This is a genomic window from Mucilaginibacter sp. P4_E8 (assembly GCF_056401495.1).
Genome location: NZ_JBFUJG010000014.1, coordinates 1 through 26,318 on the forward strand (window position 1 = coordinate 1; position 26,318 = coordinate 26,318).

At 39.7% G+C, this 26,318-nt stretch carries 19 protein-coding genes; 9 read left to right on the forward strand and 10 right to left on the reverse strand.

All coding sequences use genetic code 11. The features are described 5' to 3' along the window. Both AC1DRQ_RS08455 and AC1DRQ_RS08460 read right to left on the reverse strand, forming a co-directional pair. Window positions 1–776 (reverse strand): NIPSNAP family protein (locus AC1DRQ_RS08455; RefSeq protein ID WP_477423590.1); only part of this gene is annotated, 776 nt, incomplete at its 3' end. A 183-nt stretch (window positions 777–959) separates the two neighbouring features. Beyond that, window positions 960–1,313 carry a winged helix-turn-helix transcriptional regulator gene (locus tag AC1DRQ_RS08460; protein WP_477423592.1) on the reverse strand — a complete coding sequence of 118 codons (354 nt, stop codon included), beginning with the start codon at window positions 1,311–1,313 and terminating at the stop codon, window positions 960–962. A 160-nt stretch (window positions 1,314–1,473) separates the two neighbouring features. Here AC1DRQ_RS08460 and AC1DRQ_RS08465 point away from each other — a divergent pair, with 160 nt between their 5' ends. Next, window positions 1,474–2,472, forward strand: a complete 999-nt coding sequence (locus AC1DRQ_RS08465) for an aldo/keto reductase (protein ID WP_477423593.1) — start codon at window positions 1,474–1,476, stop codon at window positions 2,470–2,472. Window positions 2,473–2,600: 128 nt separating this feature from the next. Beyond that, a complete protein-coding gene (locus tag AC1DRQ_RS08470) occupies window positions 2,601–3,569 on the forward strand; it encodes an alpha/beta hydrolase (RefSeq protein WP_477423594.1) in 969 nt (322 codons plus the stop codon). 34 nt (window positions 3,570–3,603) lie between these two features. On the opposite strand, the gene AC1DRQ_RS08475 is transcribed toward AC1DRQ_RS08470, so the two are convergent. The 3 genes from AC1DRQ_RS08475 to AC1DRQ_RS08485 are packed head-to-tail and all read right to left on the reverse strand — an operon-like array spanning window position 3,604 to window position 5,932. After that, entirely contained in the window at window positions 3,604–4,176 is a 573-nt protein-coding gene (locus AC1DRQ_RS08475; RefSeq protein ID WP_477423595.1) for a hypothetical protein, read from the reverse strand. A gap of 58 nt (window positions 4,177–4,234) precedes the next feature. Further along, window positions 4,235–4,684: a c-type cytochrome gene (locus AC1DRQ_RS08480; RefSeq protein ID WP_429400048.1), complete on the reverse strand. Its 450-nt coding sequence runs from the start codon at window positions 4,682–4,684 to the stop codon at window positions 4,235–4,237. 3 nt (window positions 4,685–4,687) lie between these two features. After that, entirely contained in the window at window positions 4,688–5,932 is a 1,245-nt protein-coding gene (locus AC1DRQ_RS08485) for a PQQ-dependent sugar dehydrogenase (RefSeq protein ID WP_429400049.1), read from the reverse strand. A 587-nt stretch (window positions 5,933–6,519) separates the two neighbouring features. On the opposite strand from AC1DRQ_RS08485, the gene AC1DRQ_RS08490 reads away from it, so the two are divergent. The 6 genes from AC1DRQ_RS08490 (at window position 6,520) to AC1DRQ_RS08515 (ending at window position 19,935) form a co-directional block, all read left to right on the forward strand. After that, window positions 6,520–8,130 (forward strand): DUF6377 domain-containing protein, encoded by a 1,611-nt coding sequence (locus AC1DRQ_RS08490; RefSeq protein ID WP_477423598.1) that lies wholly within the window; start codon window positions 6,520–6,522, stop codon window positions 8,128–8,130. Window positions 8,131–8,622: 492 nt separating this feature from the next. Then, a complete protein-coding gene (locus AC1DRQ_RS08495) occupies window positions 8,623–11,655 on the forward strand; it encodes a SusC/RagA family TonB-linked outer membrane protein (protein ID WP_477423600.1) in 3,033 nt (1,010 codons plus the stop codon). A 12-nt stretch (window positions 11,656–11,667) separates the two neighbouring features. Next, on the forward strand, window positions 11,668–13,203 hold the full coding sequence (locus tag AC1DRQ_RS08500) for a RagB/SusD family nutrient uptake outer membrane protein (RefSeq protein WP_477423602.1): 1,536 nt from the start codon (window positions 11,668–11,670) through the stop codon (window positions 13,201–13,203). 68 nt (window positions 13,204–13,271) lie between these two features. Then, window positions 13,272–15,998, forward strand: coding sequence for a VCBS repeat-containing protein (locus AC1DRQ_RS08505; RefSeq protein ID WP_477423604.1), 2,727 nt, complete (start codon window positions 13,272–13,274; stop codon window positions 15,996–15,998). Window positions 15,999–16,043: 45 nt separating this feature from the next. After that, window positions 16,044–16,580 (forward strand): hypothetical protein, encoded by a 537-nt coding sequence (locus tag AC1DRQ_RS08510; protein ID WP_477423606.1) that lies wholly within the window; start codon window positions 16,044–16,046, stop codon window positions 16,578–16,580. A 40-nt stretch (window positions 16,581–16,620) separates the two neighbouring features. After that, window positions 16,621–19,935 carry an FG-GAP repeat domain-containing protein gene (locus AC1DRQ_RS08515; RefSeq protein WP_477423608.1) on the forward strand — a complete coding sequence of 1,105 codons (3,315 nt, stop codon included), beginning with the start codon at window positions 16,621–16,623 and terminating at the stop codon, window positions 19,933–19,935. A gap of 10 nt (window positions 19,936–19,945) precedes the next feature. Here the strand turns inward: AC1DRQ_RS08515 and AC1DRQ_RS08520 are convergent, their stop codons facing one another. After that, a complete protein-coding gene (locus tag AC1DRQ_RS08520) occupies window positions 19,946–20,878 on the reverse strand; it encodes a GyrI-like domain-containing protein (RefSeq protein ID WP_477423610.1) in 933 nt (310 codons plus the stop codon). Window positions 20,879–21,120: 242 nt separating this feature from the next. Between AC1DRQ_RS08520 and AC1DRQ_RS08525 the strand changes: the two genes are divergently transcribed. Next, entirely contained in the window at window positions 21,121–22,449 is a 1,329-nt protein-coding gene (locus tag AC1DRQ_RS08525) for a vanadium-dependent haloperoxidase (protein ID WP_477423612.1), read from the forward strand. A 148-nt stretch (window positions 22,450–22,597) separates the two neighbouring features. On the opposite strand, the gene AC1DRQ_RS08530 is transcribed toward AC1DRQ_RS08525, so the two are convergent. From AC1DRQ_RS08530 to AC1DRQ_RS08545, 4 genes are all read right to left on the reverse strand, one after another. Beyond that, on the reverse strand, window positions 22,598–23,653 hold the full coding sequence (locus AC1DRQ_RS08530) for an alpha/beta fold hydrolase (protein WP_477423614.1): 1,056 nt from the start codon (window positions 23,651–23,653) through the stop codon (window positions 22,598–22,600). Between the two features lie 92 nt (window positions 23,654–23,745). Then, window positions 23,746–24,204 carry an organic hydroperoxide resistance protein gene (locus tag AC1DRQ_RS08535; RefSeq protein ID WP_477423616.1) on the reverse strand — a complete coding sequence of 153 codons (459 nt, stop codon included), beginning with the start codon at window positions 24,202–24,204 and terminating at the stop codon, window positions 23,746–23,748. A gap of 191 nt (window positions 24,205–24,395) precedes the next feature. Further along, window positions 24,396–25,685 carry an epoxide hydrolase family protein gene (locus AC1DRQ_RS08540; protein ID WP_477423618.1) on the reverse strand — a complete coding sequence of 430 codons (1,290 nt, stop codon included), beginning with the start codon at window positions 25,683–25,685 and terminating at the stop codon, window positions 24,396–24,398. Window positions 25,686–25,842: 157 nt separating this feature from the next. Beyond that, window positions 25,843–26,298, reverse strand: coding sequence for a hypothetical protein (locus AC1DRQ_RS08545; RefSeq protein WP_477423620.1), 456 nt, complete (start codon window positions 26,296–26,298; stop codon window positions 25,843–25,845). Between the last annotated feature and the right edge of the window lie 20 nt (window positions 26,299–26,318).

Here is a 26,318-nt window from a genome sequence, read left to right on the forward strand (position 1 = left end):
TACTCAGCAGGATGTAGGAAAATAATATCCGCGTGCGAAACATTATTTTTGAATTCAGCTTTTGCAGTAAGTGTTTTCCATTGCGCGTCATTGCTAAATGCTTCCCAATGTTTATCCCTGTCTTCTTTACTGTTAAAAGTTGTCATATACATTAGGTTAGGCATGTGGCTGCCGGCTATCACTTCCGAATAAAAAACGGCATTAAATCCTAATCTTTTAAAAAGCCCTATTTCATCACCAACGTTAAACATCCTTACTTTGTTAAAATTGTATTTTTCAGTAGCGCTCTCATAGCTGCGCAGTTCATAAACCCTGTCGGCCTTAGCTGCGGTAAGGTTTGGAACAGCAGGAGCTGGCATACCTGGGAAAGCTTGCAAGACAATGGTCTCTATACGGCTATATGGCGCATCCTTATAATCAGCATCAATATAATCTTTACCATCAGTCAGATATTGAGCATCTTCCTGTAATTTCTCGTTTATTCCGGCTAATTTATCCAACGAAGAAAACGGGGTGAAAACATAAATAAGTTTGGCAGTATCCTGTTGTGTAACTGGTTTAAATACCCCAATATTTTTAACACCTGCACGATGCAATGCCGGTATGTATGCTTGCTGCAAGTAATGCTCAATCTTACTTTCCTGCTCCTGCGTTTTATAATGATATATTTTTAATTGGTAGTAATTTTTGGCCGGCGCCTTAGCAAAAGCGGTTGAAGCGGCGGCTACTAAAAGGCAGGCACAATAAACCAGCCTTAATTGTTGGGATAACTTCATAATAGTCTTTTATTTATTATAAAAATGACGATTTATTGGTGAATACCTTTGCGATATTTTGCCATAAAAGTAAGTTAATGATACTTTAATAAATAAAATATGTTAACTAACAAATCAATTAGCTGCTTTGGGTATGCTTTGACAGGTAGAAGTTAATACTTGTAAGTTTGATTATGCCAGATATCAAAATTGCATTTGGGTTTCTGCGAAGTGGCATAAACCCTCTAATATCTGGCTAAGTTCTGTCCCTTTACCAGTTAAGGTATACTCAGTTCTTGGAGGATTGCCCGGTACAATGCTTTTATGAATCAGTTCATGCTGTTCCAAAAATTTCAGCCTGTCGGCCAGGATATGATCACTTATATGTTCCAAATCTTCCTTTAAACTTGTAAAACGGGTATTGCCCTCTTCAATACTAAACAGTACTTCAGTCATCCATCTTTTACTCAATAAATATATAAGTTCATTAAGCGCGCATTTTTCCTCCAGGAATGACTGGTTATGGTAATTGGTGGAGCTTAGTTTTCTTTCTGCCATGCTAACTGATTAATGAGTTACTAATTACTGGGTAAGTTATTGGTCTTCATGACCTTTTGTTGTTCCTTTGTGGCTGTTGCAACAATGTATAAAGTTAATAAAACGATTTAATTTGTTGTATGGTGCATAATAAACAAAAAAAGTAATTAAAAACAAAAGAATGATGAAGTATCGGAAATTAGCAAATACAGATTTATTACTCTCCGAAGTAACTTTTGGTGCATGGGCAGCCGGTGGCTGGATGTGGGGTGGTACCGAACGCAAAGAGGCTATTGATGCCATAAGGGTTTCATATTCGCTCGGCGTAACATCTATTGATACGGCCCCGATCTACGGCCAGGGTACAAGTGAGGAAATTGTTGGTGAAGCGATCAAAGGACTGCCCCGTGACAAATTTCAGATCCTTACTAAATACGGAATGCGCTGGGACCTTAAAAAAGGTGATTTTGGCTTTAGCAGTAAAAATAACAACGGGGTAGATATTGACATTTATAAGTATGCGGGTAAGGAAAGCATTATAAAAGAGTGCGAAGACAGTTTAAAACGCTTAGGGACTGATTACATTGACCTGTACCAAATACACTGGCCCGATTCAACAACGCAGATAGCAGAAAGTATGGAAGCTGTTTCGCGGTTAATTGAGCAGGGAAAAGTGCGTTACGCGGGCGTTTGTAATTATGACGCGGCACAAATGGCCGAAGCCGAAAAATATGTCGCGGTTGTATCTGATCAGGTACCTTATAGCATGGTTAAACGTTCAATTGAATCAGAATTAATTCCTTATTGCCTGGAGCACAATAAATCCATCCTGGCTTACAGCCCATTAGAGAGGGGACTTTTAACCGGTAAAATGAAACCGGGCTATGAGTTTTCAAAAGGTGATCACCGCAAAGAGGTGTCATTTTTTAAAGATGAAAATTTAAAAAGGACCAGTGAGTTCCTTAATCTGATAAAACCCATTGCCGATGAAAAACATTTGACATTAGGGCAATTGGTTATTTTATGGACCCTTGAGCAACCCGGTATAACCATAGCGCTGGTTGGTGCACGAAATAGTGAACAGGCCATTGAAAATGCCAAAGCTATTGACAGCAAATTAAGTATAGATGAAATAGAAGTTATAAAAGAATATCTTAATCGGCTTAAGTTAATAGCTTAATTGTTAAATGGAGTATAGCAAATTACCGCCCCTAATTTCCATATAATACCCAGGGATGCTGATTTATTTTTAGATCAGTATCCCTTTTATCTTTTTAGTAACCTATTTATTTATTCCCTATTTTTTGAATGTCACATAAAGTTCAATTGCATCCTGTGATCAATGAGCTTCTCAATACAAAATTTAATGAGGTTCATAAGCTTCCGTTAAATGTTACCGCATTCAGGTCATTGATCAGTGATTTTGCGCGTATTGCTACTTATTCTGCCGGGGGATGTGTACCGGTTATGGAGTTTAAACTTACGCCTGATAAAGTACCGGCTTTTAATTTCAGAGTATACCGCGGCGGGTCGTCAGGGTTGAAACCGGTTTTAGTTTATTTTCATGGTGGTAATTGGATTGGTGGCAATATGGAAACCTGTGATTCAATATGCGATACGCTTGCTGAGGGTAGTGATTGTGTAGTAATATCGGTTGATTATGCCCTTGCGCCCGAGTACCATTTTCCGGTTCCGTTATACCAGGGGCTGGCCGTGCTTGACTGGATCAAGGAAAAAGGGTTTAATTTTGATATGGATAGCGAAAAGATAATTGTTGGAGGAGATAACGCCGGAGGAAATATTGCAGCAGGGTTGGTACACTTAGTTGACCAGGTCAGAGAGTTCCAGCTGTTTGGCCAGATACTCGTATGCCCTGCCTTACATTACCGGTTTGATACACCTTCATATCATACTTATGAAAAGGGTTATCTGCTCTCGGGCGAAATAATGCGGTTGACCTGGAAAACCTACCTTAGTAATTTAGATGAAGCCTTTAACGAACTTGCCTCTCCATTTTTGACCGGGCATGTTAAGCATGTACCGCAAACATTAATTTACACGGCCGAACATGACCCATTACGTGATGAAGCCGAACATTATGCAGCACGTTTACAGAGGCAGGGTATAGAAGTGTCTTTTCGCAGGTTTACAGGAGTAACTCATTATTTCTGGCAGATGGATGCCATATTAGACACGGCCCGTGAGGCTCATCAGGAAGCCATAACATGGCTAAAAGCGATCCATAAATTTGTTGATGCGAATAAGATCGGTATTTAATCAACAATCCCCTTTCTTTTACCTGGGCAATGTATTATTTCCATGTTTTTAGTAGCCCACCTGCGTTTCCAAGAAGCGGATCAGTATCGGGAAAAGGAACCGCGGCAATATGCTTATCAGCCAGTGGCCTATCTCCCGGTTCTCCTTTAAGCAGGTCCCATTCATGGCCGTTGGGATAAGCGCCAACTACGCCAAACATTTCGTTATCCCCCAGGTTTTTATGCCCTACACCGGCTGGGATAATCAAAATATCGCCTGCATTAACTTTTAATTTCTTTCCCTTTTCGCCTCCAAGATGCAACGTAGCCGAACCCGAATATATACCTAAAACCTCATGTGATATGCTATGGTAGTGATGAAAGGGGTAAACGCCGTTACGCCATGAATTACTCCAGTTGTTTTTGGCAAACCTTTCCTCAAGCCAGGAAGCACCCTCACTTCCGGTTTCRGAAAAAGCCTTCCGGTAAATTATTAAGGGATATTTACTGTTGGGGATTACCCCGTCGTCCTGAAAATAAACAACCTCCATTAATGGAGGTTGTTGTTTGCTGAAAGCTTTTAAGCTTATAAAGGCTGATAAGCCCATTAAAAATCTTCTTCGCCTCATACACTCCCCGATTTAATATTTACACTACTTAAGGCATAATTATTAAGAAAATGCGCGCCTAACTTTTTTTAAGCGTTGCCCGCACTTTTGCTACCTCGGCAATTTTAACAGCGCTTGCCTTATTGCCAAAACTATTCCGCACATAGGTTAAAACATCAGCAATTTGTTGATCTTTTAAATCATCATGTGAGCTCATGGAGTTAGAATATCTCTGCCCGTTTATTTCTACATCTTCGTTAAATCCATTTAATACAATTTTGATTAAAGTGGTTTTATCTCCCAGTACATAACTTGTTTTAACCAAAGGCGGATTCATGTTTGGTACACCTCCGCCATCTGCCATATGACAGGGCAAGCATATACTTGTATATACAATTTTTCCGCGTGCAACAGATGTTGCTGAAACTGCACCGCTGCGCGGTGTTTGTTTACGTTTTACCTGAGCATGTAAATTGGTAATTGATAGTGAGCATAATGCCACCAATAAAACGGTTATTTTGATCTTCATTTATTATTTTTTATAGCTTATTTTATAAATAGTTCCTTTGTTGTCGTCACTTACATAAAGTGATCCATCTTGTGCCTGAGCAAGACCGCACGGGCGGTGTTCTGCACGACCTGAAGCTTCCTGCTCTGGTGTGCCTGCAAAACCATCGGCAAATATTTCCCATTTACCATCGGGCTTGCCATTTTTAAAAGGTTGAAAAACCACAAAATATCCTGCCTGAGGTTCGGGTGCCCTGTTCCATGATCCATGGAATGCTATAAAGGCCCCGTTTTTATATTTTTCAGGGAACTGGTTACCGGTGTAAAACAGCAAGCCATCAGGTGCCAAATGGCCAGGATAAGCAGCTACAGGATCAGCATACTTAGCATCAGCTTCTTTTACGCCATCGCCACCATATTCTGGGCCTTGCATCTTTTTTTGCTTTACGTCGTCATAATACATATATGGCCATCCGGCGTTATCACCTTCCTTAAGAGCGTACATACATTCGGCCGGTAAAATAGCAGATTGATGAACGGTATAAAGTTTTGGGAAAAGATCATGTAATGCATCGCGGCCATGCTGCATTACAAAAAGCTGGTTGTTCTGCTGGTTCCAATCAAGCCCTACAACGTTGCGTAAGCCGGTTGCATAACGTATACCATTGCCCTGGGTTTGATTTAGCTTATCGGCTTTAAACCTCCAGATACCTCCTGCCGAATCCAAAATCGGGCATCCCTTTTTTTGTGGATCTAACTCGCTGCAAATATTTGAATATGCGCCTATGTTCACATACAGATTTCCATCATTATCCAATGCTATGGCTTTGGGTCTGTGGGCTCTTTTAGTAACCAAATTACTAACTACTGTTTCAGGATGTTCRGGATCAGCAACTTCGTTATTGTTATTTAATTTATAACGATAAACAGCCTGGTCAGACGATGCATACAGGTATCCGTTTTTAATGCTGATCCCCGTACCGCTAAAGGTACCAAAAGTGGTTTTTACATCGGCTTTATCTCCATTGTCATGTAAAACAACAATGCCTTTCCCATTTTTGAGTCCTCCAAGGTGTACAAAAATATCACCCTGTGGTGTAGCAACAAGGTGCCTTGCACTACCTAAATTATCAGCAATTATACTTGCTTTAAAGTTCCCGGGTAATTTTAAGCCGGCATTTTCTACTTCATTCTTTATTAATTTGAATGATAGTAGTCCCCCCACCGCAATAACGGACAGGCAACATGCAAGAATTGTCTTTTTGTTCATAATACGCTCAATTGATTAGGCTAAATTAACTATAAGCTGCTTCAGTAAAAAGCATGCATTAGCTAATAAATAAGTTAGTTTCCTATTTTTTAGCTAAGCTGCTATCAGGAACTGTCCTCTTGTAACGAAGTTCTTACAGAAATTCAGGGGTGATTTCTATAACTAATATAACGTAATTTTTAAAGCAGGGTATTATAAAGCTTAAGAAATGCAAAATGAAGTATAAGAGAAGTAGTAAAGCCGAATTAGGTTACTTTTTTGCTGAGCAGGATAAATGTCCTCTAAAAAGGCGCTACGGACCCCAATTATTAAAATAAGTTTAGCAATAATGATTAAATTTATAATTACTTATTTAATATTTTTTAATAAGCGTTGATGGTGGATATTTCGCGAGTAGGTTATCCAAACACCGGATAGGGATTTGGAAAAAGTAGAATTTAAAAGTTAATTCCTTATTACAACGATTGTTTGATTTTTATGAGTTAAATTAGTAATGACTTAATTATGAATTTAAGAGAGCATGTAACCTGCCTGGGTAATTGCTTTTGTTAATGTAAATATTTACTAACCAGAATTAACCATAAAATATGAAACATTTTTTACTCATTATTTTTATTTCGTTGATAAGCGTTACAGCATATTCAAATGCAACCAGCGATTTGTTAGATAAATTAAAAAGTGAGATAAACAAAAAAAGCGAATATGATAAGAATAAAGAATTACGCATAAAAAGCTTAAAAGCCCAGCAAACGAAATTATCAAAAACAGACTATGATGGTCAGTTTGATGTTTTGAACAATTTATATAATGAATATAAATCATATCATTCTGATTCGGCTTATGTTTATGCACATAAAATGATTGCTGTTAGCCTAATAACAGGTAATAAAACACAACAGCATTATGGCTATGTTAAACTGGCCTATATCCTGCTATCATCCGGAATGTTTATGGAAACGTTAGACCTCCTGCATAACGTTGATTTGAATGCGCTGAGTAACCAAAACAAAGTTGACTACTATTTATCTTTAAGCAGGTGTAATTATGAACTTGCTAATTACAGCGATGATAATCACTTTAGCCCTGTTTATGTACAGGCAGCTAATAAATATATGGATTCGGCCATATTGTTTTGTGGTAAGGAAGAAATAAACCGCACCTATTTGCTTGGATTGCAAAAAATGCAGCATAACAACTTTAATGAGAGCCGGTTCCAGTTTGAAAACCTATTAAATCATGATAAACCCATCTCCATGCACATAAGCTCCATGGCATCCAGTTCTATAGCTGCCGTATGTTTAGCTAACGCGGAGAGAAAAGAAGGGCTTGACCTGATGATACATGCGGTTATTTCAGATATTAAATCGTCAACAAAAGAAACCGTGTCACTTTATACCCTTGCGCAGTTATTATACCAGGAAGGAAACATTGATGATGCTTATAATTTAATTAAGCTGGCTAAAGCCGATGCTGATTTTTACGGTGCACGCCAACGAAAACTTCAAATAGGCAAAATTTTGCCTTTAATTAGTGAAGCCAAGCTTGGTCATTTAGAGCATCAAAAAAATAAATTCTGGGTTTACCTGCTTGTGTTAGCAGCATTAGTATTATTGGGGTTATTTGTTTTCTTAATACTTGTTAAACGACTTAGAAAAATAAAGGACAGGCAACATAAGATCAGTGCAGATAACCTGCAGCTTAGCCAAATTAACGGACAACTTATAAAGGATGCTAAGATTAATGTTGAATATTTAGGGCAGTTCTTTAAAATAATATCTGATTATATATCAAAACTTGAAAACTTAAAGTTTTCTTTAAAAATAAAGCCCGCTGCTAATAGAAATGAGATTATTTACGATTTAATAAATAACCTAAACATCAAAAAAGAAAGAGAAAAAATGTACTTTAATTTTGATCATATTTTTACACAGCTATTTCCCAATTTTATCACGGTCTTTAACAGTATGTTCGATGAGAAGGACCAGATATGGCCCGTAAAGGATCAAACCTTAAATACCGACCTTCGGATATTTGCCTTAATAAGAATGGGTATTACGGATAATGAAACCATTGCCAAAATCTTAGAGTATTCTGACAGTACTATATATGTTTATAAAATGAAGATAAAAGCCAAATCCCATTGCCCTGATCAGTTTGAGCAACGGATAATGAATATTAAGGTTACAGATTTTAACTGAGGTTTTTCCCTAAAATCATACTCCTTTTTAATATTAAAAAATAATGTTTTAGTATTCAAAAGGTATTAAAAGTATTAAAAAATGGTAAAAATCGATTATATTTTTTATAGACCATTCTAACTTAAGTATTTGATTATCAAATAATTTAATTTAAAAATCAAATAAAAAAGTTATATAATTATTAAAATAACTTCAAACCGCCTTTTCAAAGGCATAATCAGTGGCTTTCTGGCTTGATAATAGTTAAATTGCATTAGATTTTAACACACAGTATTATAAACCAAATACAACCTGCGATCTCTCGATAATTACTTCGTTTTTTTAAGTTCTGAAGCTAAAAAGGCTTAGTGCTATTTCTGGTAGTGCACTGCTATTTAGCCGATTTAATAATCGAAAATTTACCAACAGCCCCGTAGGAAAGTTCAGGTTAATATGATTGTTGTTTAAAATTTAACCAAGTATAAATCTCAATATCAACTAAATCTCAACATTATGCAATTTAAACACTTACTCAACGTATGTTTCTTTGCTGTTATGCTCTTTTTTTCGATGCCCTCTATGGCTCAAAATAAAGTAATAACAGGAAAGGTAACTGACAAAAAAGATGGGTCTCCTTTAATAGGGGTTTCAGTGGTTACAGCCGTAGGAGCTTCCGGAGGCGCAATAACCAACACGGATGGCGCTTACCGCATATCGGTTCCGGCAAGCGTAACAAGCCTTACCTTTACTTATGTAGGGTATAACAACGTAACTGTTCCCATCGGCGGCCAATCAACCGTAAACGCAAGTTTAGAATCAATCAGCAAAGCGTTAAACGAAGTAGTTGTAATCGGTTACGGTTCGCAGCGGGTAAAAGATGCTACCGGCTCGGTGGCTTCGCTCGGTACTAAAGATTTCAACAAGGGCGTTATAGCAACTCCAGAGCAATTGCTGCAAGGCCGTATCGCGGGTGTGCAGGTAACCCCTGCAAGTGGTGAACCTGGTGCCGGTGCTACTATTAATATTCGTGGTGCCAGTTCTATCCGCGCAGGTAGTTCTCCTCTTTATGTAGTAGATGGTGTGCCATTGGACAACGGTGGTACAGCAGGTGGTTTTGACAGCGGTGCTGGTATGTCATCGGCCCGTAACCCTTTAGCATTTATTAATCCTTCTGATATAGAAAATATCAGTATTCTGAAAGATGCATCAGCATCTGCTATTTATGGTTCACGTGGTGCTAATGGTGTTATATTGATCACTACCCGTAAAGGTCGTAAAGGCCAGGGAATTCAATTTAGTGCTAATACCAGCGTTTCAAATGCAGCTAAACGGTATGACCTGCTTAACCGCGACCAGTTTTTAGCTGCTGTAGCCAGCGTAGGTGCTGATGCTGCTGCAGTTGATTATAAAGGTAATACAGACTGGCAAAAGGAAATTTTGAGAACTGCTGTTTCTCAAAATTATACGCTTGGTTTTGGCGGTGCATCTAACTCTGGTGGTACTTACCGTGCTTCCTTTGGTTATGACAATCAAAACKGTATTATTAAAAATACCAGCCTAAAGCGTATTTCCGCACGTATCAATGCATCGCAATCCTTGTTCGGCGACAGGTTGAAATTTGATCTTCAATCATCATATTCAAATGTTAAGGATCAGTTTGCGCCTATAACTAATAATGCGGGTTTTAATGGTAGTTTAATTGGAGCTGCAATACAGCTAAACCCTACCGCGCCTGTTTATGATGATCAGGGAAGGCTATTTAGCCTGAATGGTTATGATGATAATGGTTTTCCAAAAAATAACAGCTTCAGGAACCCGGTTTCTTTATTAACTCAATTAGACGATAGGGATAACATCAACCGTTATCTGAACAATATAACCGCTACAGTTAGATTATTTCAAGGCTTATCATATAAAGGAAATTTTGGTGCCGATATATCAAGAGGTTTGAGAAAAACATTTTATGACCCCAAGATCATAGGTTTTACCGATGCTACCAATATAAGGGATTATAATATTCCTTCGGCTACAGTAAATGGTCGTGCTATTTTGGTGCATACCGAATTAACCAATTTTACTACTGAGCATACTTTAAACTACGAAAAAAAATGGAATAATAACAGTTCCATTACCGCTTTATTAGGTTATTCATATCAAACCTTTAAACATTTTGACCGGGCTGATATTGCCTGGGGTACTTCTACCCCCGGTGTATTAAAAAAGGACTATAATGATTTTAAAAATCATTTAGCTTATCCTGTTGGTAACATTAATGGGCTTGATAGTAGCCGTTACCAATTGCAATCATATTTTGCCCGTGTTAATTATTCTTATAAAGACCGTTACATTTTAACAGGTACAATAAGAAGAGATGGTTCATCACGTTTTGGTAAAAACAATCAATATGCTAATTTCCCTGCTTTGGCGGCTAAATGGCGTATCAGTGGCGAAAGTTTTGCACCCAAAGGTATATTTGATGACTTGAGCTTAAGATTAAACTACGGTCAAACAGGTAACCAGGATTATCCATCTTATGCTTCTATAGCGCTTAGGCAACTAAACTACTTAGGTACTGCAAACCCACCTCAAAATGCTGCTAACCCAGATTTGAAATGGGAAACGCAAACGGCGTATGGTGCTGGTATTGATTTCACCATATTGAATGGGCGCTTAACCGGTACAATTGATTACTTTAATAAATCTCAAAAAGATCTTTTATTCTTCCAGGACATTGCGCAGCCTGCTGCAACTCCAAGATTTTGGACCAATCTGCCGGGTAATGTAAGAAATAAAGGTGTTGAAGTAGGGTTGAATTTACAGGCCATACAAGGCAGTATATTTTCCTGGGATGTTTCCTATAACATGACCTTTATTAAAAATAAGATCGAGAATTTTGGCTCACGTAACGTAATTACCGGTAATATTGATGGCCAGGGCTTATCTGGTGCTTATGCGCAGTTTTTTGCTAATAATTACCCGCTTTATAGTTTCAACGTGCCAAATTATGCAGGTTTAGATGCTAACGGTTTCGGTATCTATCCACAAGGTATTGACGTTTCAACTCCGCAAGGTAGTCCTCTCCCTAAATTTACTGCAGGGTTAACCAACAGCTTTACTTACAAAAACTTTAGCTTAAGCTTCTTTTTAACCGGAGCTACTGGTTTCTATCTATATAACAACACCGCCAACGCATTTTTTTACAAAGGCAACCTTGTTAGCGGTCGTAACGTAACTAAAGAAGTAGCAGCAACCAATGAAAATCCACTTAACTCCGCAGAGGTATCAACACGTTTCTTAGAGAAAGGCGATTTCCTTAGATTAAGCAATGCTACTGTTGGTTATACATTCCCGGTAAAAGGCAAAACAATTAAATCACTCAGAGTATCATTAACCGGACAGAATATATTTTTGATCACAAGCTACAGCGGTTTAGATCCTGAAATTAATACTGATAAACAAAGAGACAATGTACCTTCAAGAGGTATAGACTATACCGCTTATCCAAAGGCACGCACATTCACATTAGGATTAAATGCAGGTTTTTAAAAAAATATGATCATGAAAAAAATAACTTCAAGAGCAGTAATATGCGGCTTAATTTTTTTAATAGCTGCAGGCTGCAAAAAATTAACAGAAACCCCATACGGCTCAAAAACAATTGACGCGGGAGGTGCATCTTCATCGGCAGATCTTAATGGTGTTTACTCACAACTTTACGGGCAGGCCGATCAGGCAAACACATACGCTTTACAGGAGCATCCAACGGACGAAATGATGGGACCGACCCGTGGTACTGACTGGGGCGATTTTGGTACCTGGCGTAAATTACACACCCATACCTGGACACCTACACATAACCAGGTTAATGATACCTGGGATCAGTTAAATATTGGTGTATACCGGGCAACACAGGTTATAGTAAGGGCTACTGATACAAAGATCAAAGCAGAAGCCAGYTTTTTGCGCGCCTGGTATATGTTTCAGGTAATTGATTTGTATGGTCAGGCACCGTATCGTGACCCTAATGCACCAAACTCATCAATACCAATTGTTTACAACCGTAGTGAGGCAACCGATTTTATTATTAAGGATCTGGAATTTGCCGAGGCAAATTTAACCACATCTGCTAACATTGGTATTGCAAGCAAAGCGGCTGCACAAGCATTACTGGCTAAAATTTATTTAAATAAAGCGGTATACAAATCAGCAGTTGTGGGCGGTCCATTCACCTTTGTTAAAGCAGATATGGATAAGGTAATTGAATATGCCAATAAAGTAACTGCAGCTGGTTATACATTAGAGCCTGCAGGTAAATATTTTCAGGATTTTGCGTGGGATAATAGTGAGCAATCACATGAAAACATCTTTGGTATTTACAATACAACAACCAATGCGCCGGGATCAGCTAAAAACCGTTGGAGAATGGGCTTACATTACAACCAAACTCCTGATGGCTGGAATGGATTTACAACTTTAGCTGATTTTTATAAATCTTTTGAAGCTACGGACGAGCGCAGAGGTGTTGCTTATCCTGGTTTAACAGATAAGATTGGTTTAAGAGCTGGTTTTGCTGTAGGTCAGCAATTCGGCCCTGGTGGCGTGGCTTTAAAACAAAGAGGTGGTAAACCACTTATCTTTACTGAAGATGTTAACCTGAATTACTCTACCGAGGCCCAGGGTATAAGGGTGTTTAAGTACTTCCCTCAACCAACCGGTAATACCGTTAATGATGATAATTCATCTAATGACTATGTATTTTTGCGTTATGCTGATGTATTGCTTGAAAAAGCAGAAGCTATTATGCGTGGCGGTAGTGATCCAAACGGGCAAACAGCTTTGGCAATTGTAAATTCGTTACGTGTACCACGCGGTGCAACTCCATTAGCAAGTGTTGACGCTACTGCTATGCTTGCCGAAAGAGGGCGTGAACTTTATTACGAAGGCTGGAGAAGAAATGACCTGATCAGGTTTGAGAAATTTAATGATCCTGTTGATCAGCGACCAGCAAAAACCGACAAGTCAAAAACAATATATCCTATACCACAACGTGCTGTGGATACAAATCCTAACCTTAAACAAAACGCAGGTTATTAATATTGAGATTATTTGATTAAGAAAGAACGTAGCGGAAATTTTCCGCTACGTTTGTTTTTTCTAAGTATATGATGCTATTTAAAAAAACTAAGTTTTTTGTTTTTGCGGTAGGGATAATGTTAGGTGCCTGTAATGGAGGGGACAATAAGTCGGCTTTATTTACATTACAGTCAAATACAGATATAGGTATAAATTTTATTAACCAGCTAAATGAGCAGGACCGTACCAATGTATTTACCTTTCGCAACTATTATAACGGTGGAGGGGTAGCCATTGGCGATGTTAATAACGATGGGCTTAATGATGTTTATCTTACTTCAAACATGGGTGGTAACCAGCTTTATATTAATAAAGGTGGCTGGAAATTTGAAAATATTACTGATAAAGCAGGTGTAAAGGGTACAAAGTATTGGAGCACAGGTGTTACCATGGTTGATATTAACGGAGATGGCTGGCTTGATATTTATGTTTGCCACAGCGGTAACGCGCGCGGTAATGAAAAAGGAAATGAATTGTTTATTAACCAGCATGATGGCACATTTAAAGAAGAAGCCGAAAAATATGGACTGGTTGATAACGGGTTATCAACCCAGTCCATATTTTTTGATTATGATAACGATGGGGACCTGGATTGTTTCATACTAAACAACTCCTTTAGGCCCATTGGGTCATTTGACTTTAATCAGAACCTGAGGGCTGTAGTTGATGAATTGGGTGGCGCACGCCTATATCGTAATGATAATGGCCACTTTAACAATGTAACCAGGCAGGCAGGTATATTCTCCAGTGATATTGGCTTTGGTTTGGGTGTTTCAGTTGTTGATATCAACCAGGATGGTTACCCTGATATTTATGTGTCCAATGATTTTTTTGAACGCGATTACCTGTACATAAACCAAAAGAACGGAACTTTTAAAGAAGATATTCAGAGCGAAACCGGCCATTTGAGCCTGGCCTCAATGGGATCAGACATCGCGGATATTAACAACGATGGGCAATATGATATTTTTACTACCGAAATGCTGCCCGAAGGTGATAAGCGTCTGAAAAAAATGACCTCCTTTGAATCGTTTGATGTAATTAAAGCCAAACAACGCGATGGTTACTACAACCAGTTTATGCAAAACTGCCTGCAGATAAACAATGGCGACGGTACATTTTCTGAGACTGCATTTTACTCGGGTGTGGCTGCTACTGATTGGAGCTGGGGCGCACTAATGTTTGATATGGACAATGACGGTTGGAAGGACATTTTTGTATCAAATGGTATATATAAGGACTTAACCGACCAGGATTATATAGAGTTTTTGGGGAACCGGGACAATATGGCAAAAATTGCAGAGGGGCGAAAGAAGTTTGATTATAAGGATTTTACGGATAAAATGATCTCAACACCCTTGTCAAACTATGCTTATTTAAATAACCATAATCTTACCTTTTCTAATAAATCGGTTGATTTTGGCCTGGATAAGCCATCGTTCAGTAATGGCTCAATTTATGCCGATCTGGACAATGATGGTGATAATGACCTCATAGTTAATAACGTGAACTCACCGGTTTACGTTTATAAAAGCAATGCCGAAAAGAATGGCAACCATCATATACAAATAAAGTTGAGGGGGGCAGGTTTAAATACCTTTGGTATTGGCGCTACCGTAAAAGTATTTATGAAAGGCAGCTCGCTTATTTATTATAATCAGCCAACCCGTGGTTTTCAAAGCTGTACTTCGCCCAACCAGCTTCTTATTGGTTTAGGTAAGCATAAAAAAATTGATTCCTTGCAGGTTATTTGGCCCGGAGGCAATTATCAGCTTATAAAAAATGTAAATGGCGATAGTACATACACCTATAAACAGGCTGATGCAAACCTTAAATATAGTTGGGCTAAACCTGTAATTAAACCATTGTTTGCCGATGTAACAAAATCAGTTTTTGATAGTATACCTAAACATAAAGAGGACGATTTTATTGATTTTGATAATGAGCGCCTGATGTTGCAAATGTTGTCGACCGAAAATCCTTACATGGCACCGGGTGATGTGAATAATGATGGATTAACTGATTTTTATTTTGGAAGCTCAAAAAATAGTTTTGCAGCTATATATATTCAACAAAAGGATGGTAAGTTTAAGCAAACTATTCCCGAAGATTTGAAAAAGCAGGAATATCTTGAAAATGCCGGTGCCGCATTTGCCGATTTTGATGGCGACGGCGATCAGGATCTTATAATTGGGGTAGGAGGCAATGCCGATGAGGCTGAAACTCCGGTTTACAATCCGCGATTTTATGAAAACGATGGTAAGGGGCATTTTCACCGCGATCCTGACAGAACTTTACATGCCGCGGTTAACGCATCGGTAGTCATATCCTGCGATTATGATGGCGACGGTCACCCTGATTTGTTTATTGGTGGCAGGAGCGTACCGGGGCTTTATGGATGTTCGCCCCAGTCATATGTGTTGCATAATGAAGGAACCGGGCATTTTACGGATGTATCAACAGCCGTATTGGGTGGCAATGCAAAATTGGGAATGGTTACAACAGCTAAATGGGCCGATATTGATAAAAATGGCTATCCAGACCTGATTGTAGCCGGCAACTGGATGGGCATAAGGATATTTAAAAACAACAAGGGTAAATTTACAGAAGACAAACAACTAGCCAATTACAAAGGCTGGTGGAACAGCCTTGAAGTTGCTGATGTTGACGGCGACGGCAATCCGGATATTATAGGTGGTAACCTGGGCCTAAATTCCAAGTTCCGTGCATCATTTACCCAGCCTATGAAAGTTTAGGTTAAGGATTTTGATAATAACGGTACAAAAGAATGTGTAACGTCAATGTATAAAAGTGATGGAGTAGATTATGTTTTTCATATGAAACCTGACCTGGTTGGGCAGCTGCCTATATTGAAGAAACGCTTTTTACGATATATTGATTATGCCGGCAAATCGTTTAAAGAGGTGTTTACAGATGAAATGCTTGGAGGTGCCGAAACACATGAAATGAATTTTTTAGCCTCGGCTGTGTTTTTAAATAATGGCAAAAAGTTTAGCTGTAAGCCGCTCCCGGCAGATGCGCAATTATCAGCAATAAATACCATTTTATGTGATGATATAGATAATACGGGTGCCGAAAAGATAATATTAGCGGGTAATTTTTATGGTTTTAAACCAGAAGTTGGCCGGCTTGATGCCAGTCGCGGGCAGGTTTATCAATACCATAAAAATGGGTTTAACTACCTGCCGGCCTCAAAAACCGGATTTGATTTATACGGACAAGTACGGTCATCATTAGTGATCAAAAATGCCAGCGGCGGTAAATATTACCTGTTTGGCATTAATGACGAACCGCTTAAAGCTTATAAATTACGTTAACCCTTAACCTTAATTAATGCCGTTGCTTACCCAATATATTATGAGATCCTTTAGGGCCTTTTGCTGTCTGTTTTTTATCGGTATTGTTTGTTTAAGTGCTTGTAAACCCAAAAAAGCAGGCGAAGGTGTTTTTAAGTTACTGCCCGCAAATGAAACTGGTGTTGGCTTTGTAAACAGAAATATAGTGTCTGATTCAGTTAATATTCTTGATTACCTGTATTTCTACAACGGTGCTGGTGTGGCATCGGCCGATTTTAATAATGATGGACTGCAGGAGCTGTACTTTGTTTCAAACCAGGGGGCAAATAAGCTTTACCTTAATAAAGGCGGTTTAAAGTTTGATGATATAACCGCCAAAGCGGGTGTTGCTGGTACCGGCAACTGGAAAACCGGCGTTACCATTGTTGATATTAATGGTGATGGCTTAAAAGATATTTATGTAAACGTGGTATCCGGGTATAAGCATTTCAAAGGCAAAAATCAGCTGTATATTAATAATGGCGACCTTACGTTTACAGAAAGTGCCGCTAAATATGGGCTTGACTTTGCAGGGCTTTCAACCCAGGCCTCATTTTTTGATTATGATAAGGATGGCGACCTGGATATGTTCCTGCTCACGTCATCTGTACACAGCAATGATACTTATGGCGATTCGACCTTAAGGTTTAAATATAGCCATGATGCCGGCGATCATCTTTTCCGTAATGACGGTGGTCATTTTACCGATGTTACAACCAGTGCCGGTATTTACAGCGCGCCCATTGGCTATGGGTTGGGCTTAAGTGTTGGCGACTTGAATAACGACGGCTGGGACGATATTTATGTAAGTAATGATTTTTTTGAACAGGATTATTACTATATCAACCAGCACAACGGCACCTTTAAGGAGCAGCTGAAAAGCGCCTTTGGGCATACCAGCCTGTTCTCGATGGGGAATACGATCAGCGATATCAATAAGGACGGCCATCTTGATTTGCTTACTACTGATATGTTACCCGAAGACATAAAGGCGCTGAGATCAACCATTAACGATGAGCCTTTGGATATTTACAACCAGGAGGTAAATGCCGGGTATTACTACCAGTATTCAAAAAACTGCCTGCTACTGAATGTTGGCAACGGTAATAAATTTGTTGATATGAGTTTGTACAGCGGCGTATCAGCTACCGATTGGACATGGTCGCCCCTGGTGCAGGATTTTGATATGGATGGCCTCAAGGATATGTTTTTTTCCAACGGGATAAAAAAACGTCTTAATGATATGGATTATCTCAAATACCTGGGCGATCCGGGTGTTATGCAGGAATATAAAACAAGTCGGGTTTTTGATAAGGATAAGATCAACATGATGCCTGATGGCGCTGTGCACAACTTTTTTTATCATGGTGGCGATCAGCTAAAATTTACTGACCAGTCTTTAAGCAATGATATGCAGCAGCCATCTATTTCTGCCGGTTCGGTAGCGGTTGATCTGGATAACGACGGCGACCTTGATATTGTGACCAATAATATGGATGAATCGGCTTACATCTATAAAAATACCACCATGGAAACCCGCAAGGCTGATAAGCCGGGTTATTTAAAATACGCTGTAAAATATACAAAAGGCAACCCTGATGGTATTGGAACAAAGTTTTTCCTTAAATCAGGCAAGCAGCTTGATCATCAGGAAATACAAACCAGTACTGCTTATGAAAGCAGCCAAAGCACCGACCTGACTTTTACCTTTTTACCTGGTGATGCGCCTGCAGAACTATTAATAGTATGGCCGGATAATACATGGCAAACCATAAAGGATTTTAAAGCCGGACAAAAAGTTACAGTAACTTATAACGGCAAAAATGTTCAGCAGGCAGGTGATATATCATCAATAATAAATGCATTTATCAGCAGTAAAAAACAGTTTGATTATAAGCCGGTACAGGCGAGGCTTTTGGCCGCGGTAAAAACTTTTGATACGCCTGATTTTAACTATTATTCCCTGCTTCCGCATACCTATTTGCCACATACACCTGCCATTGCGGTTGCCGATGTTAATGGTGATAACATTGATGATATTTATGTAGGCGGCTTTGCGGCAGAAGAAAAGTATCTGCTTGCGGGTAATAAAACTGGTGGCTTCACAAAGGTTAGTGTTCCACAATTTGAACAGTTTCGTGAATATGGCGATGAGCAAGCTGTTTGGACTGATGTAAACAACGATGGCAGGCCCGATTTGATAGTAATAAGCAGCAATCACCCGTTTATTGAGGCTAATAAAAAATTGCCACCCCGCTTATATATCAACAAAGGGAATTTTAAATTTGAATATAAGGAATTGCCAAAATTGAATAGCCTGATATCAAAAATAGCTATGTTTGATTTTAATGGCGACGGGTTAAATGATATTTTATTTATCAGCAGTATATCCTACAAAAATTATACGGACAAAATCCCTTCGAGCGTATTAATAAATAAGGGGGACGGCAATTTTGTTATCAGTAATGATAAAATGTATAATGATATTACAGGTATCCCCTACATTACAAGTATAACCACTAGCGATATTGACCGCAATGGTAAACCTGATCTGCTGATTACTGCCGAGTGGCAGCCTGTTTACATTTTCTTAAATGATGGCAAAAAACTAAACAGGTTTTCGTCATCTGTTCTGGATAGTGAAAAAGGCTGGTGGCAATCGGCTATTATAACCGATATGGACGGTGATGGCAAGGCCGATCTTATAGCAGGTAACTGGGGCACAAACAATAAATATAATGTAACAGCCGATCAACCGCTATATGCCTACAATGATGATCTGGATAAGGATGGAAAAAATGACTTGATACTTTCCTATTGTTATAAAGGTCTATATTATCCGTTCAGGCCAAAAAATGATCTTGAACAAGAATTGCCTTACCTGAAAAAAGAATGGCTGAGCTACCAAAAAATGGCCGATAAAACAACTGACGAGATATTTAAGGATAAACTTGATGATAATACCCGCCTAAGCGCCAACCAGTTTAATAGTATTTTTGTAAGTGATGTGTTGCATGCTACCTCCTTTAAGGAGCTGCCTTACCTATACCAGCAGGCCCCTATACGTTCCATAATACAAGATCATGAACAACCAGGTAATATATTATTGAATGGGAATTTTTGGGGTGTAGTACCGTACGAGGGGAAATATGATGCATTGGGTTTAGTTGGTTTACGCTACAATAAACAGCAAAAGGAATTCGCAGCGCCATTATACTTTATAAGCCCGGCATTTAATTTTCAGGAGATACCCTATTTTTCGTCAATAAAACGGGCCGCATCAACAGATTACCTTATTGTTACTTACGATGGCAGGCTAATGCTGGTGTCAAAATAGTTTATAATAACTAAAATATAGGATAGTATATTTTAGTTATCCATTTTGCAGTATCTTTTTCAACATACCTATCGGTAATCAGGGATTCAAATGGCATGGCCGGCGATATAAGCCTGTGATCCTTCATGAAAATTTTAACCTGTGCTAAAGCATTGCTGATGGTATTGGGTCCTCCTTTTACGTCTGCTACCAACAAATTACCGCCCAGTACCATGTTATTAATGTATGATTTTCCGGTTGGGGTAATTGCTTTATCAATCGGAATGGCGAGACTTATTTCATATTGTTTATCGTCGGTTTTATGGATATTGAGCATTGGGAAGTTTTTTTCTATAGCCCCCTGTACTTTTGCCTGTTTCCTTAATTCTTTTATGGTTTCATACACATGCTGCATATCAGGATAGTTTTTTGAGGCCATGGTTGTGGTAAGTAAAATAGGATATTCTATCTTGTTTATATATATCTTATAGCCATATGCATTTTTTTCATCCTCTAAAAAAGTCTTTAGGTGATGTAAAATAATGGCTGTTTGATCTTTCAAATCATCTATTTTTATGTAATTCGTTACCTTTTGTATGGGATTTAGGTTGCTCTCTGTTGTGGCATACAGGGTTATCTTTACCATATAATCACTATTAGGTAAATAACTGATCTCGCCATTCAGCTTTAAATTATTTTTTTGAATTGACAGGTTTACACCGCTGTTAGTGGTTTTACTGATGTGATACTGTACCCCGTTATAGCTAAACTGATCATCAGCCATTTTGGTGCCGGGCCACCATTTATCCCATCCGTTTTTTTGGATCAGAAACCGGGATATAATTACATCAGATGTTTCAATGGTGACCTGATTTGTGACTTCTAATTTAGATGGAATTATAAAGTAAACGCCAACGGCAATAACTAAGGCAGAAGCTAAAATTATAAGGATGATCTTCTTCATTTGGGTTATAAATACAGAAATAACTGGAGGTTAAATCTAATAATATTGGCTCATTTGTTTAGCATATAGTAAGTAAAATAGTCAATAACATTTTCGCATTAAAAAAGGGAATTTTCATATAAAAACAAGTGATCATATGCTGCGGTGTTTCGTGAAAAAAGCTTATATTGGCTGTTGATCAATATAAAAACAAACGAATTTTGCCTTCATCACCGTTTGCTTTTTAACCTATATTTTAAGTTATGAGACCCTTTCTATTTTGTATTGCTGGATTATTGTTCTTAATGGCATCCTGCAAAGAAAAAGACTATCAAAAAGTTTTACATGATCCTGAGCTTTATCGTGTTACAGTAAAAAAACTAAATGATATTGTGTTGGAAAATAATTTTCCGCCGGTTACTGCATCACGTAATTATGCCTACGCTAACATTGCGGCTTATGAAGTTATTGCTGCCGGCGATCCTGAACACTTCAAATCATTATCGGGGCAAATAAAACATTTACCACCGGTACCCAGGGCCTCAAAAGATACAACTGTTGATTATCAGTTTGCCTCCCTGCTTGCCTTTTGCCATGTGGGGAATGCGGTAACTTTTCCGGAAGGCAGTATGGACCAGTATGTTGATGGCTTAAAGCAAAAGGCCAAAGATGCCGGGATGCCATCTGATGTGTTTGAAGGCTCGGTAAATTATGCTAATAAGGTGGCTAAATTTATCATGAAATGGAGCAAAGGCGATCATTATGCCCAAACCCGCTCTGCAAGTAAATACACAGTAAAACAGCAGGATGGTCGCTGGATACCAACACCACCCATGTATGCCCAGGCCCTGGAAGCACATTGGGGCGAGATAAGGCCTATGGTACTTGATTCAACCGCGCAATTTATACCGCCTGATCCGCCGGTGTTTAATGTAAAAGATAAAAACAGCGCGTTTTATAAACAAGCACTCGAAGTAAAACTTATAGTTGACAGCCTTACCAAAGAACAAAAACACCAGGCCGATTTTTGGGATGATAACGCTTTTAAGCTAAACGTTGTTGGCCATGCATCATTTGCCACAAAGAAATTTTCGCCGGGAGGCCATTGGATGAATATTACCGCTATCGCCACAAAAAGCAAAAAAATGGATTTTAATACCACAGTTAGCGTATATACTGAAACCGCTATTGCTTTATTTGATGGCTTTATTAATTGCTGGTACCTGAAATACCGGTCAAACTATGTACGGCCCGAAACGGTGATTACTAAACATATAAATGCCGATTGGCGGCCATATATTCAAACACCGCCTTTCCCCGAATACAGCAGCGGGCACGCGGTGATCTCATCTGCAGCAGCCGAGGTACTTACCATTAAAATCGGTGACGATTTTGCCTATACAGATTCATCCGAAATGGAATTCGGAATTGAACCGCTATCTTTTAAATCCTTCAGGGAAGCCGCTAAATCAGCTGCTATGTCAAGAGTTTACGGAGGCATACATTTTAAAAATGCCTGTGTGGTTGGTAATGAACAAGGCATGAAAATAGGGCAGCTGGTAGTAGAAAAATTGAAACTTAAAACTAATTAATACACTTTATTACTATATATAACCAAGTGTTTTGGTAAACCGAGCTACTTAGTTGTAGCCTGTGCCAAAACACCTGGTTTGTTTACGGAAATTCTTCATCATTTCAGGCTCCATTATATCACCCGGATAGCCTGTAATGTTATCAATATCAGTAGCTATCTACCTCGATGATAGCGTCCGCAAAGGCCTTAGGGGCTTCCTGAGGCAGATTATGACCAATGCCACCACTGATGTTCCGGTGTATATATTTGCCCGAAAATTTATTGTGATAGGATGCGGGATCGGGGTGCGGGGCTCCATTGGCATCACCTTCAAGCGTGATTGTGGGCACAGTAATCGCCGGACTTGCTGCAAGCCGTTTTTCCAAATCATCATATTGAGGCTCGCCTTCGGCCAAACCCAGCCTCCAGCGGTAATTATGGATCACGATGCTCACGTGATCAGGGTTGTTTAAGGATGCAACACTACGATCAAGCGTGGCCGCATCAAAGTGCCACTTTGGCGAAGCAAGCTCCCAAATGAGCTTCGCGAAATCGCGACGGTATTTATCGTAACCCGCACGGCCGCGTTCTGTGGCAAAATAATATTGGTACCACCAATCATGCTCAGCAGTTGGCGGCAGCGGGCGCTTGCCGGCTTCAAGATTGGTCATCAGATAGCCACTCACAGAAACCAGGGCCTTGCAACGTTCCGGCCATAAAGCCGCGATAATGCAGGCTGTCCGTGCTCCCCAGTCAAAACCGGCGAGAATTGCCTTCTGGATCTTGAGTGCATCCATCAAAGCGATAATGTCAAGAGCTACGACAGATTGCTGGCCGTTGCGGATAGTTGCACTTGAAAGAAAACGTGTAGTACCGTGGCCGCGCAAATGCGGAATGATAACCCTGTAACCCTTTGCCGCTAATAAAGGAGCTACATCAACAAAACTGTGAATATCATAGGGCCAACCATGCAGAAGAATTACCGGAGTACCGTTTGCTGGGCCAACTTCAGCATAGCCAACATTCAGTGCACCGGCATCAATTTGTTTCAGCGTGCCGAATGAGGTATTTGTTCCCGGTTTAATCCTGGCTGTAGTATCGGCCGGATTTATCTTGCTGGTTTGTGCATTTGCTGAACCGATCATAACAAGCGGACCGGCGGCAATGGTGATGGCTGCTGTACTCAAAAAGCGGCGGCGATCATATTTAAGTTCTTCTGACATATGCTATCTATTCAATTTTTCATTAATATTTTAACACTCTCCCTGATCATAAAATAGCCTGCCCGGGGAAACCAGGGCAGGCTATTTTGGGCTTAGATCAGGTTAATTTCAACGTTGATGTTACCGCGTGTAGATTTAGAATATGGACAGGTTTGGTGGGCAGCTTCTGTCAAGGCCTTTGCTACCTCAGGTTCCAAACCTGGCAGGCTAACGTTTAGGCGAGCCTGGAGGAAGTAACCTTCACCTATTTGGCCCAGGTCCACTTCGGCGTCAACTGCACCATCAGCAGGGAACCTTACTTTCATTTTACCGGCTGCTATCTTCATTGCACCRATAAAACAGGCTGACCAGCCAGCGGCAAACAGTTGTTCTGGATTGGTGCCGGTTCCAGAGGTGCCTGGAGTTGAAAGTTTAATGTCCAGATGGTTATCAGAGCTGCGTGATGAGCCGCCGTCACGGCCACCTGTGGTATGAGTTTTACCTGTGTATAATACTTTTTCAATTTGTGGTATGGTGATTTCTATTGAATCTCCGATTTTGTTATTTTCCATTATTTTAATTTTTAATTGTTTAAATTGTTAGTCAAATGTACCCTCACATTGGGCTTTGTCCAATCACTAAATATGTCAAGTGGACGATGTTGATCCTGAGTTAGACATTTTTTAACCTGACTAATACGCCGGTTAAATCATGTTTTACATTTTCTTTTAAACCCAGGATACGGTTTAAAGCCCTGCTCTGGTTAGCGTAGTGTTTTGAATGCCGCGCGAAGCTCTTCGGCAAAAATTTGTGGTTGTTCCCATTGGGCGAAATGACCACCATTGTTTGCCTCGTGGAAATAAATAAGCTTACGATAAGCACGTTCGGTCCAGCTTTTAGGCGCCTGATAGATCTCACCAGGAAACACGGTTACAGCAACAGGGATCGAGATCTCAGCTGTTCTTTGCTCCACAACGTTAAAGTTGTTGTTGTTATTTTCCCAGTAAAGCTGTGCTGAAGAAGCTCCGGTATTGGTTAACCAGTAAAGCGTGATATCATCCAGTATCTCATCTTTTGTAAGTACTTTCTCGGCGTTCCCTCCGCTATAGGTCCAGTCGTTGAATTTGTCTAAGAAAAATGAAGCAAGGCCAACAGGTGAGTCTGCCAAACTGTAACCCAGTGTTTGCGGGCGGGTCACCATTATGCCGGCATAACCAGCGCCTCGGGTGTATAAGTAATTAAGTGACTTATAGGCAGCTTTTTCCTTATCAGACAGCCCTGCCGGTGCGGGGGCACCACTGTTAAGCGCCTTCGCTATGTCTGCGGGTACTGTTGCTGGCATATTAACGTGGATACCTAATAAACCTGCAGGTTTTTGACGGGCCATCGCATCTGCAACTACCGAACCCCAGTCGCCACCCTGTGATACATAATGTGTATATCCAAGGCGTTTCATCAGCACATCCCAGGCGCGGCCAATGCGGTCAGGACCCCAGCCGGTAGCCTTTGGTTTTTCTGAAAAACCATAACCTGGCATCGACGGTATCACCACATCAAAGGCATCTTCCGCGCGGCCACCATAAGCTTCAGGATCGGTAAGCGGGCCAACGATTTTCAGAAGCTCAAATACAGAGCCTGGCCAGCCGTGGGTGATGATGATTGGCAGGGCTTTTGGATTTTTGGAGCGGATGTGCAGGAAATGAATGTCGAGCCCATCTATATTAGTTACAAACTGCGGTAAAGCATTTAACCTGGCCTCCGCTTTACGCCAGTCATAGTCAGTGCCCCAATATTTTACAAGGTTTTGAATCTGATCCAGCTTTACACCCTGTGAGCGGTCGGTAACAGTTTCTTTGTCGGGCCACCTTGTTGCCAGCACACGCTGGCGAAGATCACTCAGGGCCGCTTCGGGAATGTTGACGTGGAAGGGACGGATGGCATCAGATGCCTGGCTGCCGGCAGCAGGAGTGGTTTGGGCAAAACTGGAACCGGTTAGCAGGATAAGTGCTCCAGTAATAAATTTACTGACAAGCATGTGTTTGTTCTTTTTCATTGTTTTTAAGTTGATTCGTTTAAGTGCGTGTGATGGTTATTTATATGAATTATTAAAACTATACCTATTGCCATGTTGACCACTGAATTTCATTTTTAGCTGAAATGGAATTCATTTATGGAGATAGAGATAATTCCTTCTTGTTTTTTAAAGGAAGTTATTTGTCTGCAGGAATTATGAAGTCAATAGTTGGTGGTGGTGGTAGTTTTTTATTGTCCCAGGGTATGTAATTAAGCTTATCAGACACATTGATCGCTTTTGGCGATTTCCATGTTATCCCAGGTTTTAAGACTGCTTGTCCTTCAAAATAAGTAACGGTGGAGTTGAACGCGTTTTCGAATTTAGAAAACGAGGCCGGCTCTATAACAGTGCCCTTTGTTCTGTATTGGTTTGGTTGTGAAAGCTCAAATGAGGTTTTATAAGGCGCAGTATTACCAACATGAAGTGAATTGATGTGCCAGCCAGATCGTATAGATATATTTAAAGATACAGCTTCTTCTGTGCAATTTAGTGTCCTGGTGTTATTAGAATACCATTTCACTGGTGTTTCGGTCTGAGCATAAGCTCCAGCTCCTAAAAATGATGCTATTGCAATTAAAAACAGTTTTTTCATGATGGTAATTACAAATGGTT

Excerpts from the sequence above, each read along its gene's own strand:
- AC1DRQ_RS08460 (WP_477423592.1), bottom strand. The coding sequence starts at position 1,313 with ATGGCAGAAAGAAAACTAAGCTCCACCAATTACCATAACCAGTCATTC.
- AC1DRQ_RS08465 (WP_477423593.1), top strand. The coding sequence starts at position 1,474 with ATGATGAAGTATCGGAAATTAGCAAATACAGATTTATTACTCTCCGAA.
- AC1DRQ_RS08470 (WP_477423594.1), top strand. The coding sequence starts at position 2,601 with ATGTCACATAAAGTTCAATTGCATCCTGTGATCAATGAGCTTCTCAAT.
- AC1DRQ_RS08480 (WP_429400048.1), bottom strand. The coding sequence starts at position 4,684 with ATGAAGATCAAAATAACCGTTTTATTGGTGGCATTATGCTCACTATCA.
- AC1DRQ_RS08490 (WP_477423598.1), top strand. The coding sequence starts at position 6,520 with ATGAAACATTTTTTACTCATTATTTTTATTTCGTTGATAAGCGTTACA.
- AC1DRQ_RS08505 (WP_477423604.1), top strand. The coding sequence starts at position 13,272 with ATGATGCTATTTAAAAAAACTAAGTTTTTTGTTTTTGCGGTAGGGATA.
- AC1DRQ_RS08510 (WP_477423606.1), top strand. The coding sequence starts at position 16,044 with ATGTATAAAAGTGATGGAGTAGATTATGTTTTTCATATGAAACCTGAC.
- AC1DRQ_RS08515 (WP_477423608.1), top strand. The coding sequence starts at position 16,621 with ATGAGATCCTTTAGGGCCTTTTGCTGTCTGTTTTTTATCGGTATTGTT.
- AC1DRQ_RS08520 (WP_477423610.1), bottom strand. The coding sequence starts at position 20,878 with ATGAAGAAGATCATCCTTATAATTTTAGCTTCTGCCTTAGTTATTGCC.
- AC1DRQ_RS08525 (WP_477423612.1), top strand. The coding sequence starts at position 21,121 with ATGAGACCCTTTCTATTTTGTATTGCTGGATTATTGTTCTTAATGGCA.
- AC1DRQ_RS08530 (WP_477423614.1), bottom strand. The coding sequence starts at position 23,653 with ATGTCAGAAGAACTTAAATATGATCGCCGCCGCTTTTTGAGTACAGCA.
- AC1DRQ_RS08540 (WP_477423618.1), bottom strand. The coding sequence starts at position 25,685 with ATGAAAAAGAACAAACACATGCTTGTCAGTAAATTTATTACTGGAGCA.
- AC1DRQ_RS08545 (WP_477423620.1), bottom strand. The coding sequence starts at position 26,298 with ATGAAAAAACTGTTTTTAATTGCAATAGCATCATTTTTAGGAGCTGGA.